The organism is Skermanella stibiiresistens SB22, from assembly GCF_000576635.1.
GTDB classification, from domain to species: Bacteria; Pseudomonadota; Alphaproteobacteria; order Azospirillales; family Azospirillaceae; genus Skermanella; species Skermanella stibiiresistens.
Genome location: NZ_AVFL01000048.1, coordinates 21,802 through 36,121, shown reverse-complemented (window position 1 = coordinate 36,121; position 14,320 = coordinate 21,802). Strand labels below are relative to the sequence as shown.

Annotated in this window: 13 protein-coding genes and 1 pseudogene; 8 read left to right on the top strand and 6 right to left on the bottom strand. The window is 62.1% G+C overall.

What is annotated here, in order from left to right:
* Window positions 1-227 precede the first annotated feature (227 nt).
* Together N825_RS32865 and N825_RS32860 are read right to left on the bottom strand one after the other, a co-directional pair.
* A complete protein-coding gene (locus N825_RS32865; protein ID WP_037461059.1) occupies window positions 228-869 on the bottom strand; it encodes an IS6 family transposase in 642 nt (213 codons plus the stop codon).
* Between the two features lie 69 nt (window positions 870-938).
* A complete protein-coding gene (locus tag N825_RS32860) occupies window positions 939-1,829 on the bottom strand; it encodes a LysR family transcriptional regulator (protein WP_037461057.1) in 891 nt (296 codons plus the stop codon).
* A gap of 95 nt (window positions 1,830-1,924) precedes the next feature.
* On the opposite strand from N825_RS32860, the gene N825_RS32855 reads away from it, so the two are divergent.
* Window positions 1,925-2,758 carry an SDR family oxidoreductase gene (locus N825_RS32855; protein ID WP_037461056.1) on the top strand — a complete coding sequence of 278 codons (834 nt, stop codon included), beginning with the start codon at window positions 1,925-1,927 and terminating at the stop codon, window positions 2,756-2,758.
* Between the two features lies 1 nt (window position 2,759).
* A complete protein-coding gene (locus N825_RS32850; protein WP_037461055.1) occupies window positions 2,760-3,257 on the top strand; it encodes a lipocalin-like domain-containing protein in 498 nt (165 codons plus the stop codon).
* A gap of 92 nt (window positions 3,258-3,349) precedes the next feature.
* Here N825_RS32850 and N825_RS32845 read toward each other — a convergent pair whose 3' ends face one another.
* Window positions 3,350-4,063, bottom strand: coding sequence for an IS6 family transposase (locus N825_RS32845; RefSeq protein ID WP_037461075.1), 714 nt, complete (start codon window positions 4,061-4,063; stop codon window positions 3,350-3,352).
* Window positions 4,064-4,790: 727 nt separating this feature from the next.
* Between N825_RS32845 and N825_RS32840 the strand changes: the two genes are divergently transcribed.
* On the top strand, window positions 4,791-5,726 hold the full coding sequence (locus tag N825_RS32840; protein ID WP_037461073.1) for a pirin family protein: 936 nt from the start codon (window positions 4,791-4,793) through the stop codon (window positions 5,724-5,726).
* Window positions 5,727-5,821: 95 nt separating this feature from the next.
* A complete protein-coding gene (locus tag N825_RS32835) occupies window positions 5,822-7,075 on the top strand; it encodes a DUF5996 family protein (RefSeq protein ID WP_037461053.1) in 1,254 nt (417 codons plus the stop codon).
* Window positions 7,076-7,267: 192 nt separating this feature from the next.
* Here N825_RS32835 and N825_RS32830 read toward each other — a convergent pair whose 3' ends face one another.
* Together N825_RS32830 and N825_RS32825 are read right to left on the bottom strand one after the other, a co-directional pair.
* Window positions 7,268-7,891 carry an IS6 family transposase gene (locus tag N825_RS32830; protein ID WP_037461051.1) on the bottom strand — a complete coding sequence of 208 codons (624 nt, stop codon included), beginning with the start codon at window positions 7,889-7,891 and terminating at the stop codon, window positions 7,268-7,270.
* 99 nt (window positions 7,892-7,990) lie between these two features.
* Window positions 7,991-8,935: a LysR family transcriptional regulator gene (locus tag N825_RS32825; protein WP_037461050.1), complete on the bottom strand. Its 945-nt coding sequence runs from the start codon at window positions 8,933-8,935 to the stop codon at window positions 7,991-7,993.
* A gap of 146 nt (window positions 8,936-9,081) precedes the next feature.
* On the opposite strand from N825_RS32825, the gene N825_RS32820 reads away from it, so the two are divergent.
* A complete protein-coding gene (locus tag N825_RS32820; RefSeq protein WP_051513901.1) occupies window positions 9,082-9,618 on the top strand; it encodes a flavin reductase family protein in 537 nt (178 codons plus the stop codon).
* Between the two features lie 129 nt (window positions 9,619-9,747).
* Complete coding sequence (locus tag N825_RS39415) at window positions 9,748-9,897, top strand: hypothetical protein (protein WP_157619709.1); 150 nt, start codon at window positions 9,748-9,750, stop codon at window positions 9,895-9,897.
* Window positions 9,898-10,239: 342 nt separating this feature from the next.
* Here the strand turns inward: N825_RS39415 and N825_RS32815 are convergent.
* Window positions 10,240-11,727, bottom strand: a pseudogene (locus N825_RS32815) (aldehyde dehydrogenase).
* A gap of 443 nt (window positions 11,728-12,170) precedes the next feature.
* Here N825_RS32815 and N825_RS32810 point away from each other — a divergent pair.
* Both N825_RS32810 and N825_RS32805 read left to right on the top strand, forming a co-directional pair.
* Entirely contained in the window at window positions 12,171-13,334 is a 1,164-nt protein-coding gene (locus tag N825_RS32810) for an ABC transporter substrate-binding protein (RefSeq protein ID WP_037461048.1), read from the top strand.
* Between the two features lie 65 nt (window positions 13,335-13,399).
* Window positions 13,400-14,320, top strand: a complete 921-nt coding sequence (locus N825_RS32805; protein WP_037461046.1) for a branched-chain amino acid ABC transporter permease — start codon at window positions 13,400-13,402, stop codon at window positions 14,318-14,320.

Genomic DNA, 14,320 nt, shown 5'->3' with positions numbered 1-14,320 from the left:
AGTTCCACCTGAACGAGGTCACGGGATCCGCGATCAGGCCAGTCCTGACCAAGCTGCTAGAACGAGCGGCGGCTTGATGAGTTCCCTTCCCGCAGGGCGACGATCAGCCCATCGAGCAGGGCGTTCATTCGCCAACTCCCAAACCCATGCCGCCGGCACCGTCAACTTGGTGGGCGTTTGCTCACTGCGGGGCAGTATGGTGGCGTTGGCGCGGATCTGGTCCGTGATTAGGCGGTGAGTTGGTTGCGGGGAAAGTGGAAGAGGTTGGCGATGGGATCGTGGATCGCGACGAAGCGCTGAACGTGGCGGGCCGACTTGAACCGCTTCATCTTGCGTTCCCGTCGGCGGGTTGGCTGGTGGGAGTTTTCCGCCCGGTTGTTGAGCCCCTCGTGCTGGCGGTGCTCGACGCCGGGCATGATCTCCTTCCTCGCCGCCGCATGAGATTTCAGCTTGTCCGTCACCATGGACGCGCGGCGCCCGGCGCTCTTCTTCAGCAGTTTGCGCGGCAGGCGCTTGGCCGCCGTCTCGTCGCGTCGGCTCTGGACCAGGGCCTCGAGCACGAAGCCGTCGCGGGCGACCGCCCGCCGCAAGTAGCGCTTCTTGCCCGCGATGGTGATGACCATCTCGTCGAGGCGCCATTTGTCGCCGCCCTGCCGGTGCCGCTGGCGGATCCCGTTGGCGATCTCGCGGCCGAACCTCGGGCCCCATCCGCGCACGGTTTCTTGGCTGACCTCGATCCCGCGCGCCGCCAGCATCTCCTCGACCATCCGCGAGCTCGGCGGAAACCGAAAATGGAGGTGGACCGCATAGCCGATCACTTCGGCGGGGAACCGGTAGCCGGCGTGGGAAGGAGCAGGGGACGTCGTCATCCCCGTCCCATACCCGCCAGCCATCCGCCTTCGCAAGCACCAGCCCTCAAGCTGACGGTGCCCCGCGCATCAGCCGACACCTTTCATCACGTCGATGAACGCTCGGAGAGCGGCGGGAACATGACGATGACTCGAATAGTAGAGCCGCAGTCCGCCAACGGCGGGCGACCAGTCTTCCAATTGTGCGATCAATCGTCCGGCTTCCAGCCATGGTCGCGCCGCTGTCTCGGGCACATAGGCAATACCTAGGCCGTCGGCTGCCGCCTCGATCATGAGCCTCGTATGATCGAGCGTCATTGCACCAGGGACGTCGATCGCGATCTCCTGCCCGTGTCGCTCAAACTCCCACCGGTATAGCTTGCCGCTCGGGAGGCGCTGTCGAATACACTGGTGATGTCGAAGATCGTCCGGCGTGAGCAGTTGGCCCGCTTTCACCAAATAGGCCGGCGCCGCGACAGCCAGAAAGCGAAAGTCCTCGTTCAGCGGAACCGCTATCATGTCCTGTGGTACCGCTTCGGCGAGCCGGAGGCCGGCATCGAACCCTTGCTCCACGATGTCGACCAGGCGGCCATCGGTGATCAGGTCGAGCGAAACGTGCGGATAGCGCTTCAAAAAGACGGGCACGATCAGTCTGAGCAGTTGGCGCATGGCTTCCTCGCCGCCATTGATGCGCAACGTGCCACTCGGATGGCCCCCATCGTCAGCCACGGCATCAATGGCTTGGTCAAGATCCCGAAGCACTGGAGTCAGCCTTCTAAGAAGACGCTCTCCCGCTTCGGTTGGGGCTACGCTTCGGGTCGTCCGGTGAAGGAGCCGGGCTCCAAGGTTGCGCTCGAGCGCTGCGATCGTGTGGCTGAGCGAAGAGCGCGAGACACCCAGCACGTCGGCCGCCTTTCGAAAGCTCCGGTGCTCCGTGATCGCCATAAAGGCGGTCAGATCCGTCAGCGTTGGTCTCGCCATTGGTCATCCGTGTTCACCAGCCCATACAGATTAGAGCGTATTATCACAACAAAGGGGAGTGGGTACGTTGTCATCATCCAATCTAGGATCATGCCATGACGAAAACTTGGTTCATCACGGGGGCGTCCTCCGGACTTGGACGCATCATGACGGAGAAGCTACTGGACCGCGGCGACCGCGTCATCGGCACCGCACGGCGCACAGACGCGCTGTCAGATCTCGCGAGCGCCCATGCCGATCGGCTCCATGTGGTCCCGCTGGACCTGATCGATACGGCGGCGGTCCGCGCAGCCATTGACCAGGCGTTCGAACGCGTCGGTCGGATCGACGTGGTGGTCAGCAACGCTGGCTACGGCTTGTTCGGCGCCGGCGAAGAACTCAGCGACGAGCAGATTGATCGCCAGATCGCGACGAATCTTACCGGCTCGATCCAGCTTGTCCGTGCCAGCCTGCCGCATCTCCGGTCCCAGGGTGGCGGACGCATCGTCCAGGTATCCTCCGAGGGCGGACAGATCGCGTACCCCGGCTTCAGCCTTTATCATGCCAGCAAGTGGGGCATCGAAGGCTTCGTCGAGGCCGTCGCCCAGGAGGTTGCGCCATTCGGGATCGACTTCATCATTGCCGAGCCGGGGCCTACCGGAACTAATTTCGGCGCGGCTCTCGATCATGCGGAGCTTTCCGAGATTTATGAGGAAACGCCTGCGGGCAAGGTTCGCCGTCTCATCGCTGGCGGTGAGTTCGTGATCCGCGGCGACGCCGCCAACACCGTTGACGCGATCATCGAGGCGGCCGATTCGGATCACCCGCCATTGCGGCTCGCTCTCGGCAGCACGGCCTATGAGAATATCCGCGCCGCCCTGACGAAGCGGCTCGATGCGCTCGAAGCCCAGCGCGACATTGCCCTTTCGGCCGATGACAAGGAAGATTGACATGACTAAGCGCAGAGCAATGCTTGCCGCCGCCGCGATCGTCCTTTCCATCGCTAGCCCGGTGGCGGCGCAAACCCTGAACAAAGTCGTCGGGACTTGGCAAATGACCGCCGCGACGGTGGAGGTGAATGGGACGACGTCGCTTCCATACGGCTCCGAGCCTCAGGGCAAACTAGTGTTTACCAGCGACTTGCATTTCGTCGAGTTTCTGCACGACCCGCGCATCCCCCGCTTCAAGTCAAACGAGCGTGGCAAGGGGACCGACGAGGAGAACAGGGCCGTCATGGCAGGCACTCTTGCCTTGTATGGCCGATACACGGTCGATGCACGCGGCGATTTTAGCGGAAACACTGTGGAGGGTTCGTCCTTTCCCAACTGGATTGGGGACGTTCGGACAACAAACGAGTTGAAGATGGAGGTCGATGGCAACCGGATGATAGAGAAATTTCAGCGCCCCGGTGGGGCGAAGGTGACGATTGTCTGGGAACGGGTGCGTTAGTATCGATCCAAACTCCGACATCCCATCAAATGGAAAGAGGTTCTGTTGCGAAGTTTTGATGGGGACAAAACTGCCGCAGGTATGGATCATCCTCAGGCGGCAGGGTCGAACAGCGCATCCACGAAGGCGGCTTGGGCGACGATGTCGTCCCCGCCGATCCCTTTCACCTGTCCTTTTCTCATCATGGCCAGAGTTTTGTAACCAACCAGGATGTTCCACGCGGTTCGGAGCCTCTTGAAGCCGAGGCTGGGACGGACCAGCCGCTCTACTCGCCGGTGATCTTGTTCCACGATGTTATTCAAGTACTTGATCTGACGCAGCTTGGAGAAGCGCCAAAGTCGCTTGTCCTGTTTCATGTCGGCCACGGCCTTGGGATAGGCGACCTTCTTGTCGACCGTAATGGTTCGCGGGTTGACCGTGTTCGACTGGGCGAAGGCCTTCCGGAATAACCGTTTGGCGGCTGCGGTGTCGCGCGGGGCGCTGAGCCGGAAATCGATGGTCCGGCCGCGGCTGTCGACCGCCCGGTACAGATAGATCCAACGGGCCTTGACCTTTAGATAGGTCTCGTCAACCCGCCACGAGCCGTTCGTCAGGCGCAAATGCGGCCGAACCCGTTTCTCCAACTCCGGCGCGTAGGCCTGGATCCAGCGGTGGTCGGTGGTGTGGTTGACCGACAAGCCCCGGTCCCGCAGCATCAGTTCCAAGTCGCGGTAGGAAATCGGGGATTGCGGGTACCAGCACACGACCCACAGCATTACCTCCGACGTGAACTGACACCCCTTGAAGGGGTTCTTCCGGTTTCGCATGCTTCGGCCGTCTCTCTCGCCCCACAGCACGCCCTTCCATCCAATCCGCTACCCCGCGAAAAGCTGCGGCAGAACCGAGCTCAGCGGCATAGCCGACACCGATTCTTCCCAACGCGTCCACCATATCCAGGCGATCGGAGGGAAAGGGCGAATGGCTTGGCAACGCGACAGCGGCTATAACGAAAGAGCCCGCGTCGTAGGCCATTTCGCACGCTGGAAGCAGGTCACCGGTGACAGGCTGCGTTTCCACACCGACTAGACCCGCGCTGCTGAAGTCGCTGTCGAAGCTCAAGTCCTCAACCGAATGCTCGACCCGGGACGCCCGAACTCCGTCCGCGTTGCCTGATATACAGGGGGATGGGGGTGCCTTCACCTCTTCCCTCTCCGCGCAACACGCCGCACGGAGATGCTGATCAAAAACTTCGAACTGAATCCACACCGTGGGGGGATCGTCGCTGAACAAGATCAGTGCGAGGCCCAATCCGACGGCAGAAGTTCGAAGATCGCTCCACTCAGTCGCTGAACGCGGCGACATCGCCAGTGCGTTCCACTCACTGCGACACAGCTTACCCTGTCGCAGGACTAGTTGGACAGACGCTCGCCCGCCAGATTGGGTTTCGGTCCAGCAGAAAGCGCTCACCGCTCGCATGGGCCGGATTGATCGAAATCGGACATTCGCATCAGCAAGGGCGAGGTTGTCTGGGAAACCCAAGTAAGGATGACGCGCATGAGTCGGAACCCAGCAATCGAACCGGGGTGCCCCGATGCGGTGGGCGTCGATGCGATCGAAACCCTTATTGTTCCACGTGCCCGAGATCTTGGCGGCTTCGAGGTCCGGCGCGCCTTGCCGGCGCCGAACCGGCAGATGGTCGGGCCGTTCATCTTCTTCGACCAGGCGGGGCCGGCCGAGCTGTTGATTGGACAAGGCGTCGACGTTCGGCCCCACCCGCATATCGGTCTCGGCACCGTCACTTACCTCTATCGCGGCGATTTCCATCACCGGGATAGCACCGGTGCCGACCAGATGATCCGTCCGGGCGCGCTGAACTGGATGGTTGCCGGACGCGGTGTGTCCCATTCGGAGCGCACCTCCGCAGCCGCCCGAACCGGTCCGAACAGCCTGTTCGGAATACAGACATGGCTGGCGCTGCCCGACAGCCATGAGGACATGGCCCCCATGTTCGAGCACCACGGCAAAGAGACGCTGCCGGTGATAGAGGACGGGGGCGTTTCGGTCCGGCTCATCCTTGGGGACGCCTATGGCCAGAAAGCACCCGCGACGATGTTCTCGGAGACGTTCTACGCTGACGTGACGCTCGAAACCGGATGCCGACTGCCGATGCCGGACGATCACGAAGACAGGGGAATTTACATCGTCGAAGGTTCGATCTCGGTTGCTGGCCAGGAATTTGAGGCATCTCAGATGATGGTCTTCAGGCCTGGTGACAGGATCACGGTCGCGGCTGGCGGCCAAGGTGCTCGGCTGATGATCCTCGGCGGCGCAACGCTCAGCGGACCGCGCTATATCTGGTGGAACTTCGTAGCCTCTTCCAGGGCGCGGATCGAAGAGGCCAAGGCCGAATGGCGTGCGCAAGACTGGGGCAACGGACGTTTCGATCTCCCGATCGATGACCGGGATGAGCACATCCCAATACCAGATTGACCGGTGCTGGAAAGGAGTCGTCGAGGCACGGACCAGCGCGGTCTAGATGAGATGACACGTCACGCACCGGGTATGGTCCGAATGGAGAAAATAGAATGACTAACAAGTGGCCCCATCTAGACTACCTTGGCTGGCGCGAGACGTGTTCGGCCCTGCATCTCTATTTGCAGATCGCGGGGAAATATCGCCTTGCTCATACCCCGTGGCTCAACCATTCCTGGAATGCGACCTTCTATATCACGCCGCTCGGCCTGACCTCCTCGCCGATCCCCGATGGTCCAGGCATTGAGATCCTCTTCGACCTTCGGGAGCATATGGTCGTCGGCACCTCTGGCAAGGGTCGCAAGGCATCGTTTGCGCTGGGGCCATCCACCGTCGCGGCGTTCCACGCCAATTTCGTGCGGTTGATTTCCGACCTTGGAGGCACGCCGACCTTCAACGACAATCCGAACGAGGTGCCCAACCCCATACCGTTCACCGAAGACCATCGCGACCGGCCCTACGACCGGGAAGCCGTTCAGCGCTTCCATCACGTATCGATGGCGGTCGACAGAGTATTCAATCGGTTCCGAACCTCTTTTATTGGCAAGTCAAGTCCCGTTCACTTGTTCTGGGGCAGTTTTGACTTGGCTGTCACCCGCTTTTCAGGACGGCGCGCGCCTCTCCATCCCGGTGGCATTCCCTCATTGCCCAACGATGTGGCACAGGAGGCTTACGACCGCGAGGTCTCCTCGGCGGGTTTCTGGCCCGGCGGTGGCGGCATCGATTACCCCGCCTTCTATGCTTACGCCTATCCGACGCCAAATGGTTTCCGAGGCGCGTCGGTCAGGCCCGAGGCCGCGTTCTGGCACGAGGGCCTATCGGAGTTCATCCTGCCCTACGAGGCCGTGCAGTCCGCGGTCGATGCTGACGAGGCTCTTATCGCGTTCCTCGTCTCGACTTACGAGGCCGCTGCCGATCTGGGCGGCTGGGACCGCTATCTGCTGGAGTGTGTGCAGGGGCGGCCGCGTCAGGTGCGGCCGCCGGATGCCGCGCAGTCTGGCCCAGTTTCTCACCCGACGGAAGAAAAGGTCGAGCGGGAGGATGGTGCCTCGAAGGGTCGTTACCGGCTACTCGTCGACGGGGTTGAAGCCGAGATGACCTACAGCCGGGCCGGGAAGGGGCTGATCATCATCGATCATACGGAAGTTCCGGCAGTCTTGCGCGGCCGCAAGATCGGCGAGCGACTGGTGCGACAGGCAATTGAGGATGCCCGTCGCGAAAGGATCGCCATCGTCCCTCTTTGTCCGTTCGCCAAAGCTCAGATAGACCGTCATCCCGAATGGCAGGACGTGCTGCGCCGGTCGTAGACTGATGTCGTCTGTACAACAGTCCGTTGATTTACCCATCTTAGAATCTGTTCGTAGACAGGGCGCGCCGCCCTGTGTTGACTGGAATGCTACTTTGAGATGAAAGCGGGCTGACGCGTGGGAGGTTGACGGGCATTGTCAGTTCAACTTGGATTGGGTGTGCGAAGACGTCGATGAGTCATAGGCCAGCCTCTATGAGACCGTCCGGACACACATTTCCTGCTTCCAGACGTCGAACGCGTTGGTTCGACAAACGCGGTACTCGGCGGCACTCATGAGATGACGGCTGGGATGGCTGTGCTGGTGAATGGGACCTCGGGCGGAGAGAAACTGCTGGGCCTGCCGGGGTGACTTGATCCGCTTCATGCGCCGTTCCCGTTGCCGGGTCGGTTGGTGGGAGTTCTCCGTGCTATTGGTCAGATAACGACTTTTGCCGGTGTTCAACGTGCGGGATGATCGTCGGCTTGGCTGCCTGATGATGCGCCGGCTCTGCACCAGCACATCCAGCACCACGCCGTCCCGATCGACCGCACGCCAGAGGTAGTACTGGACACCTCTGATTCGGATGAGCACCTCATCCAAATGCCAGCGGTCGCCCGGCCTTGGTCGGCGTCGCCTCAGTCGGCTGGCGAAGGCCTCGGCAAACTTTCGACACCAGCGCCGGATCGTTTCGTAGGAGACCACCACACCGCGCTCCGCCAGCATCAGCTCGACGTCCCGGCAGCTGAGACAGAACGCGTGGTACAGCCAGACGGCATGGCTGACGATTTCGGCCGGAAAGCGGTGACGATAGTGCGGATCAGGGAGGCGCTTCATCCCGCCACCATGCCCTACGCGAACACCTTTCACTACCCCATTATGTTAACGTGACGATGCTGAAAAACGCCTCGGCGGCTTCCTGATCGCGGGTTTCGCTCAGGTGTCCGTGCTCTCCAGGCTTCCGGTGTCGTGAGAACGAAAGGTTTGAACAAGAAAATCAAGGAACACCCGGGTGTTCGCCGCAATCTTCGGGGTCTTGGAAAAAACCGCGTAGAGGCCCTGGTCGAAGGTCAGGGGGGTGATCTCGATGTGAGGAAGCACCCGCACGACTTTGCCGAGGCGTAGCTCCTCATGGACCATCCAGCCCGGCAGCAGACCGATCCCGAGCCCGGCGAGAACCGCGTCGCGCAGCATCCAGCCATCGTTGGCTTGCAGCCTGCCATGTACACGGAGCGTCCGGACCGCGCCGTTTTCCCGCACGTGCCAGAGGCCGACGCCCCCGTCCGGGCCGTCTTCCCGCAGTCCCGTCAAGCAACTGTGGGCCAGCAGGTCCTCGGGCTTTTGGATAGGAGCGTGGTCTCGCAAGTAGGACGGGCTCGCAAAAAGCAAGGTTTTCACGCCGGGGGAGAGCTGTCGCATGGCAAAGGACGTTTCGTCCGGTCGACCGAGGCGAAGCGCGATGTCGATGCGATTGTCCGCGAGATCGCGGACGTCTTCGGAGAGCCAGAGGCGAAGATCGACTTTTGGATAGGCGTTCAGAAAATCCGGGATCGCGTCCAACAGGAAATATCGGCCGACGCTGATGCGGGAATGGACGGTCAGCAGGCCGCGCGGCTCCTTCGTCGCCTCGGAAATCACATCCTTGAGCCCGTCATAGGCCGCCAGAACGTCGCCCGCCTGGCGATAGAAGGCGATGCCAGCATGGGTTAGCACAAGCTTGCGGCTGGTGCGATTGAGAAGCCGCGTTCCGGCTTCCTCCTCCAGTGATCGGACGATGCGGGAGACCGACGGGGGAGAAAGGCCCAGCGCGCGGCCGGCCGCCGAGAGGCTTCCGAGATCCACCGCACGAACGAAGACCCGCAAGGACTCGATGCTGTTCACGACCGACGCCTCGAACCTTTACCGGGCACCGGTCTGTGTCGCCTCAGGCGATCCTTTCGCTTTGCGGAAAGCAGCTTGCCGAAAGGGAGGTCTATGGGAGGACGCCGCTCCGCCTTAGCTTGAAGGGGTGAAAAGGAGATCCAACAATGCTGCAAAAACAAGAATATGACGTACTGCACGATACGGTGTCGACGTTTGATGAACGGCAGGTCGCCGATGCCCTGAAGACGGCGATGCGGCAACTGGCAAGCGGCGTGGCCGTGATATCGACCGATCAGGGCGGCGCTTGGCACGGCATGACGGCGACCTCCGTCATCAGCCTCAGCATGGATCCGCCCTCGGTGCTCGTCTGCATCAACAGGACCGCGACGATCCATGGTCCGCTGATGGAGGCGGGGGCGTTCTGCATCAATTTCCTGAGCGGAACGCAGGAGGAGGTGTGCACCGTCTTCTCGAGCAAGTCGCGCCGTGGAGAGCGTTTCGCGGATGGCCTCTGGAAGGTGGGTCCTTCGCACCTTCCCTATCATCCGCTCGCGGTGGCCAACATCTTCTGCGCTGTCGATCAGGTGCATGAATACGGTACGCATAGCGTCGTCCTTTCTAGGGTGCGCCACGTGACGGAGGGAATGTCGGAAAAACGGTCGCCGATGATCTATCTCGACGGCCGGTTCATCCAGCCCTGAAACCACGACCATGCGGGATGGGATGCAACCGGCGATGCGAAGCGAAAGCATTGCCGTTGGAACCTTTCTGGGCGTCGCTGGCGATCACGAGCCCTGAACCGGCAAAGCCGGTGACGCCGGCGATCCGTCATGGCCCAGCGTGAAGCCCATCGGTTCGACACGGCGCGGGATGCCGACGCGTTCGACCTTCAGCACCCAGTCTACGGCGACGGGGAGGGCGGCGACCGCGCGTCGCTGCGGCGCACCAAGGTGCCGTCCGACCATGCTTGCGGGACGTGATCTGGGTTGGTGCCCCTAAACACGTGGTGGCCGATCTGATGGTCCTGCGCGTGTGACGCCGGCGCGAGTGCAAGTGCGAAGGCACCGGTTATCAAGGCTGGATTGAAAAGGCGCATCAGTTTTCCTCCTAGAAACCGTCCGGCGACACATGACACCAACCTGGAGACTTTAGAAGAGGTCCGGCGCTCGGGGTATGAACCGGAAGTCATATCGGGTTTGCCGCGGCGCTCGGGCGCAATGGCTGGACGCGGTCACACCGCGCGGCCTTGCGAAGCAAAGCGCCCAACGCGAAGAGGCGGACGGGCTGTAGCCCGCCGGCCTCTGGTGCGCGCTTTTGGATGATCAGATCGCCGCGTCCAGGATCATGGTCTTGGCTTCAAGATACGGCAGGAGACCTTCCCGTCCGCCCTCCCGCCCGACGCCGGACTGCTTGAAGCCGCAGAAGGCGATGCCGAGATCGGTGTGGTGATCGTTGTGACCTGCCGTGCCGGTCCGCAGGCGGCGAAGCACCCTTTCCGCGTCCTTGGGGTCATTGGTGAATAGGCTGCCGTTCAGGCCGTATATCGTGTCGTTGGCGATGCGGATGGCATCCTCGACGCCGTCCGACGGGATGACGGAGAGCACGGGTCCGAAGACCTCCTCGCGACCGAGCGTCGAATTGTTGCTGACATCGCCGAAGACCGTCGGTTCGATGAACCAGCCACGTTTGAGGTGGGCCGGTTGGCCGCCTCCCGTCGCCAGCCGTGATCCTTCGTCGCGGCCGCGTTCAATGAGACCCAGCGCCCGGTCGCGCCGGCGGCGCGAAACGAGGGGCCCCATCTCGCTGGTCGGATCGAGCGGATCGCCGACGCGGACCTTGGAGAAGGTCGCGGCGAGACGATCGACCATCTCGTCGTGTCGTCCGCGATCCTCGATGATCCGCGTCAGCGACGAGCAGACCTGCCCGGTCAGATAGCATTGCTCGCGGCTTAGGATATCGGCCGCGCGCTGCAGGTCGAAGTCGTCCATGATGATGGCGGCGCTCTTGCCGCCAAGCTCGAGCGTATAGCGCCCGATCCGTTCGGCGCACACCGCGGCGATACGCCTTCCGGTGACGGTCGAGCCCGTGAACGCGATCTTGTCGATCCGGGCGTCGGAGACCAGCAGTTCCGACACATCGCGCTCGGCCGTCAGGATGTGCAGAACGCCCGGCGGCAGCCCGGCCTCATGGGCGATCTCAGCCATGAGGTTGATGTTGCCAGGTCCCTCCGGCGCTGCCTTCAACATGACGGTGCAGCCGGCGAGAAGAGCCGGTGCGAGCTTGATCGCGGTGAGCAGCGCGGGCGCGTTTCAGGGGATGATCGCGCCAACGACACCGACCGGCTCGCGCACGATCCAGGCCTCGGTCCCCTTTCCCTGGGTGATCTCTGCCCGCTCATCGAAGGGGAAGGTCTCCGCGAGATCGGCGTAGCGCTCGTACTGCAGCGGCAGCATGTCCATGCCGTACCGCGATGTCGAAAGGACGACGCCCGATTCCCGCGACCAGATCTCGGTCACGATGTCCTGGCGGGCGCGGATCCCGGCGGCGAGGGCGCGCAGGTACCTCGCGCGTTCCGCCAGCTTCATGCGCGGCCATGGCCCGCTGTCGAAGGCACGCCGAGCGGCGTCGATGGCGTCCGACATATCCTGTTTCGCCGCCGCGGCGACGCGCAGGAATGGTTCCTCGGTGGCGGCGTCGAAGACTTCGATCAACGCGCCGGTGGACGGTTTCACCCACTTGCCGTCGATGTAGAAGCTGTCCGCATGGGCAAGCTTGATATCCGATCGTAGGGCTGTCGCCTTGTCCTTCATGTCCTGCTGATCCTCCGTGAAACCATGGGATCGCTCGCGACGGCGGCCGGTCACGCGAACGTTGCGCGCCGGATGTCGCCGTCTCATGAGGCGATGATCATTGACGGGCTTCGGAAGCGGCCCGCCGCGTGGTTCGGTCTCGCCGCGTGCGACGGGCGCCGTCCCGAACCTTTTTCTCCAACGCTCCGCCCGGTTCCGTGATCCTTGGATGACGGAGCGGCACGCGTTCTCCGATAGTCGGATCGACCTCGCGGCCATGTATATGATGCGCTGTTTTCAGTGAAAACATGACCTGGAGTCATACCTGTTTGCGGGGTCGTTCACCCGCTCAAATGCCGAGGCTAGCCTGCTGGAATACAGTTATGACGGACTGTCATGTTCCCATTGGCAAGTGATCGGTTTAGTTCTTCCCTTGCCCTCGTTGGGCCTCTGGGAGGAAAAAAATGCGCAAGATCATTTCCACAGTCGTCGTCGGCCTGAGCCTCGGAGCCACGACCGGCCCCGCCGCGACACAGGAGCCAATCAAGATCGGTTATATCGGCGACTTCACCGGAGTCGCGGGAGCCCTGGCCGAAGACCAGTACGAGGGCTTCAATCTTTTTCTCGAGCAGCACGACGGCAAGCTCGGCGGCTTCCCGGTACGGGTGATCCGGGAAGACAGCCAGTGGAAGCCGGAAGTGGCCACGCAGCTCGTCGAAAAGCTGATCGAGAAGGACCAAGTTCCGATCATCACCGGTATCACCGGCTCGAACATCATGATGGCCGTCCATCGCCCGATCACTGAGAGGAAGGTTTTCCTGATCAGCTCCGGAGCCGGTCCTTCGCCTGTCGCCGGCAAAGGTTGCTCGCCGTACGCTTTTTACACGGCGCGTCAGGCCAACCAGATATCCGAGGTCGTCGGGCGCTACGCCAATGGCAAGTACAACAACGTGATGATCCTGGCAGCCAACTATCAGGCCGGCAAGGATGTCGCGGCCGGGTTCAAGCGCACGTTTGAAGGCACGATCGTCGAAGAAAACTACACGGCGCTGACCCAGCCCGACTTCTCCGCCGAGATCGCGCAAATCCAGGTGACGGCGCCGGACGCGGTCTTCGTCTTCTTCCCGCCCGCGCTCGGCATCAATTTCACCCGGCAGTATCATCAGGCGGGATTGAACGCGACGATCCCGCTACTGACCACCGGCTTTCTCGACGACCAGTCTCTGCCAAGCCTCAAGGACGCGGCGGTCGGTGTCCATGTCGGCGAGTTCTGGATGTCCTCGGTAGATACGCCAGCCAGCAAGGCGCTTCTCGACGCCTTCAAGAAAAAATTCAACAGGATGCCGGCCAACTATGTCGCCGCGGGCTATGACAGCGCCGTTCTGCTTGATGCCGCGATCCGGCGCGTGAACGGTGATGTCGCCAACCAGGAAGCCTTCCGCGCCGCGTTGAAGGAGGGTTCCGAAGGCACCACGCGCGGCAAGTTGCGGTTCAACAACAACAATTTCCCGATCCAATCCATGTACGTCTTCGCCGCCGAGAAGGATGGTGGCGACTACCGCATGAAAACGGTCGAAACCTTCCCGGACCAGCAGGACAGCTATCACCAGGAATGCCCCCTGCCATAAGCCACACGACCTGTCCGGCCAGCTTCGGAGCACGGGTCGCCCTTTCAAATGACTGGGAAATTCCGATGAGCATGTCCTTGATCGCCGCGCAACTCCTGAACGGATTGCAGCTTGGCATCCTGCTTTTCCTGATGTCCGCCGGCCTCACGCTGGTGATGGGCATCATGAACTTCGCCAACCTCGCCCATGGCTCGCTCTACATGATCGGAGCCTATATCGCGGCGGCACTGCACGCGATGACGGGATCCTTCGTCGTCTCGGCGATCCTCGCCGTTGCCGGAACGCTCGTCGTCGGTTATCTACTCGAGCGCCTCCTGCTGTCCCGGCTCTATGGCGTGGAGGACCTCTATCAGGTTCTGGCGACGTTCGGGCTGATCCTCGTCTTCAATCAGACCGTGAAGATCATCTGGGGCCAAGCGCCCGTCTTCATGAGCACGCCGGAATTTCTCTCCGGCACGGTCACGCTCTTCGGCCTGTCTTATCCGTCTTATCGCTTCGCGATCATCGTCGCTGGGCTTCTTGTCGGGCTTGGCCTCTATCTCGCGATCAACAGGACCCGCGTCGGCATGTGGATCCGCGCCGGCGCCTCCGACCGCGAGATGATCGCCGCGCTCGGGGTCAACATCCGTCTCGTCAACACGCTGGTCTTCGCGATCGGTGCCGCATTGGCGGGCTTCGCGGGCGTCATGGCCGGGCCGATCCTCTCAATCCAGCCCGGCATGGGCGAGCCGATCCTTGTCCTTGTTCTCGTGGTCATCGTCACCGGCGGCATCGGATCGATCCGGGGCGCCTTCTACGGCGCGCTGGTGGTCGGCATCGTCGACACGATCGGCCGCGCCTTCCTGCCGGCGATCATGCGGGCCTTGCTCGATCCCGAAATCGCGCGCGGCGCTGGTCCCGCCGTCGCGTCCATTCTCATCTATGTGTTCATGGCGACCGTGCTCGCGCTCAAGCCCAACGGCCTGTTCCCAGCGAAATACCGGTGA

Coding starts and splice junctions, on each gene's coding strand:
- N825_RS32865 (WP_037461059.1), bottom strand. CDS start 869: ATGACGACGTCCCCTGCTCCTTCCCACGCCGGCTACCGGTTCCCCGCC.
- N825_RS32860 (WP_037461057.1), bottom strand. CDS start 1,829: ATGGCGAGACCAACGCTGACGGATCTGACCGCCTTTATGGCGATCACG.
- N825_RS32855 (WP_037461056.1), top strand. CDS start 1,925: ATGACGAAAACTTGGTTCATCACGGGGGCGTCCTCCGGACTTGGACGC.
- N825_RS32850 (WP_037461055.1), top strand. CDS start 2,760: ATGACTAAGCGCAGAGCAATGCTTGCCGCCGCCGCGATCGTCCTTTCC.
- N825_RS32845 (WP_037461075.1), bottom strand. CDS start 4,063: ATGCGAAACCGGAAGAACCCCTTCAAGGGGTGTCAGTTCACGTCGGAG.
- N825_RS32840 (WP_037461073.1), top strand. CDS start 4,791: ATGAGTCGGAACCCAGCAATCGAACCGGGGTGCCCCGATGCGGTGGGC.
- N825_RS32835 (WP_037461053.1), top strand. CDS start 5,822: ATGACTAACAAGTGGCCCCATCTAGACTACCTTGGCTGGCGCGAGACG.
- N825_RS32830 (WP_037461051.1), bottom strand. CDS start 7,891: ATGAAGCGCCTCCCTGATCCGCACTATCGTCACCGCTTTCCGGCCGAA.
- N825_RS32820 (WP_051513901.1), top strand. CDS start 9,082: ATGCTGCAAAAACAAGAATATGACGTACTGCACGATACGGTGTCGACG.
- N825_RS39415 (WP_157619709.1), top strand. CDS start 9,748: ATGGCCCAGCGTGAAGCCCATCGGTTCGACACGGCGCGGGATGCCGAC.
- N825_RS32810 (WP_037461048.1), top strand. CDS start 12,171: ATGCGCAAGATCATTTCCACAGTCGTCGTCGGCCTGAGCCTCGGAGCC.
- N825_RS32805 (WP_037461046.1), top strand. CDS start 13,400: ATGAGCATGTCCTTGATCGCCGCGCAACTCCTGAACGGATTGCAGCTT.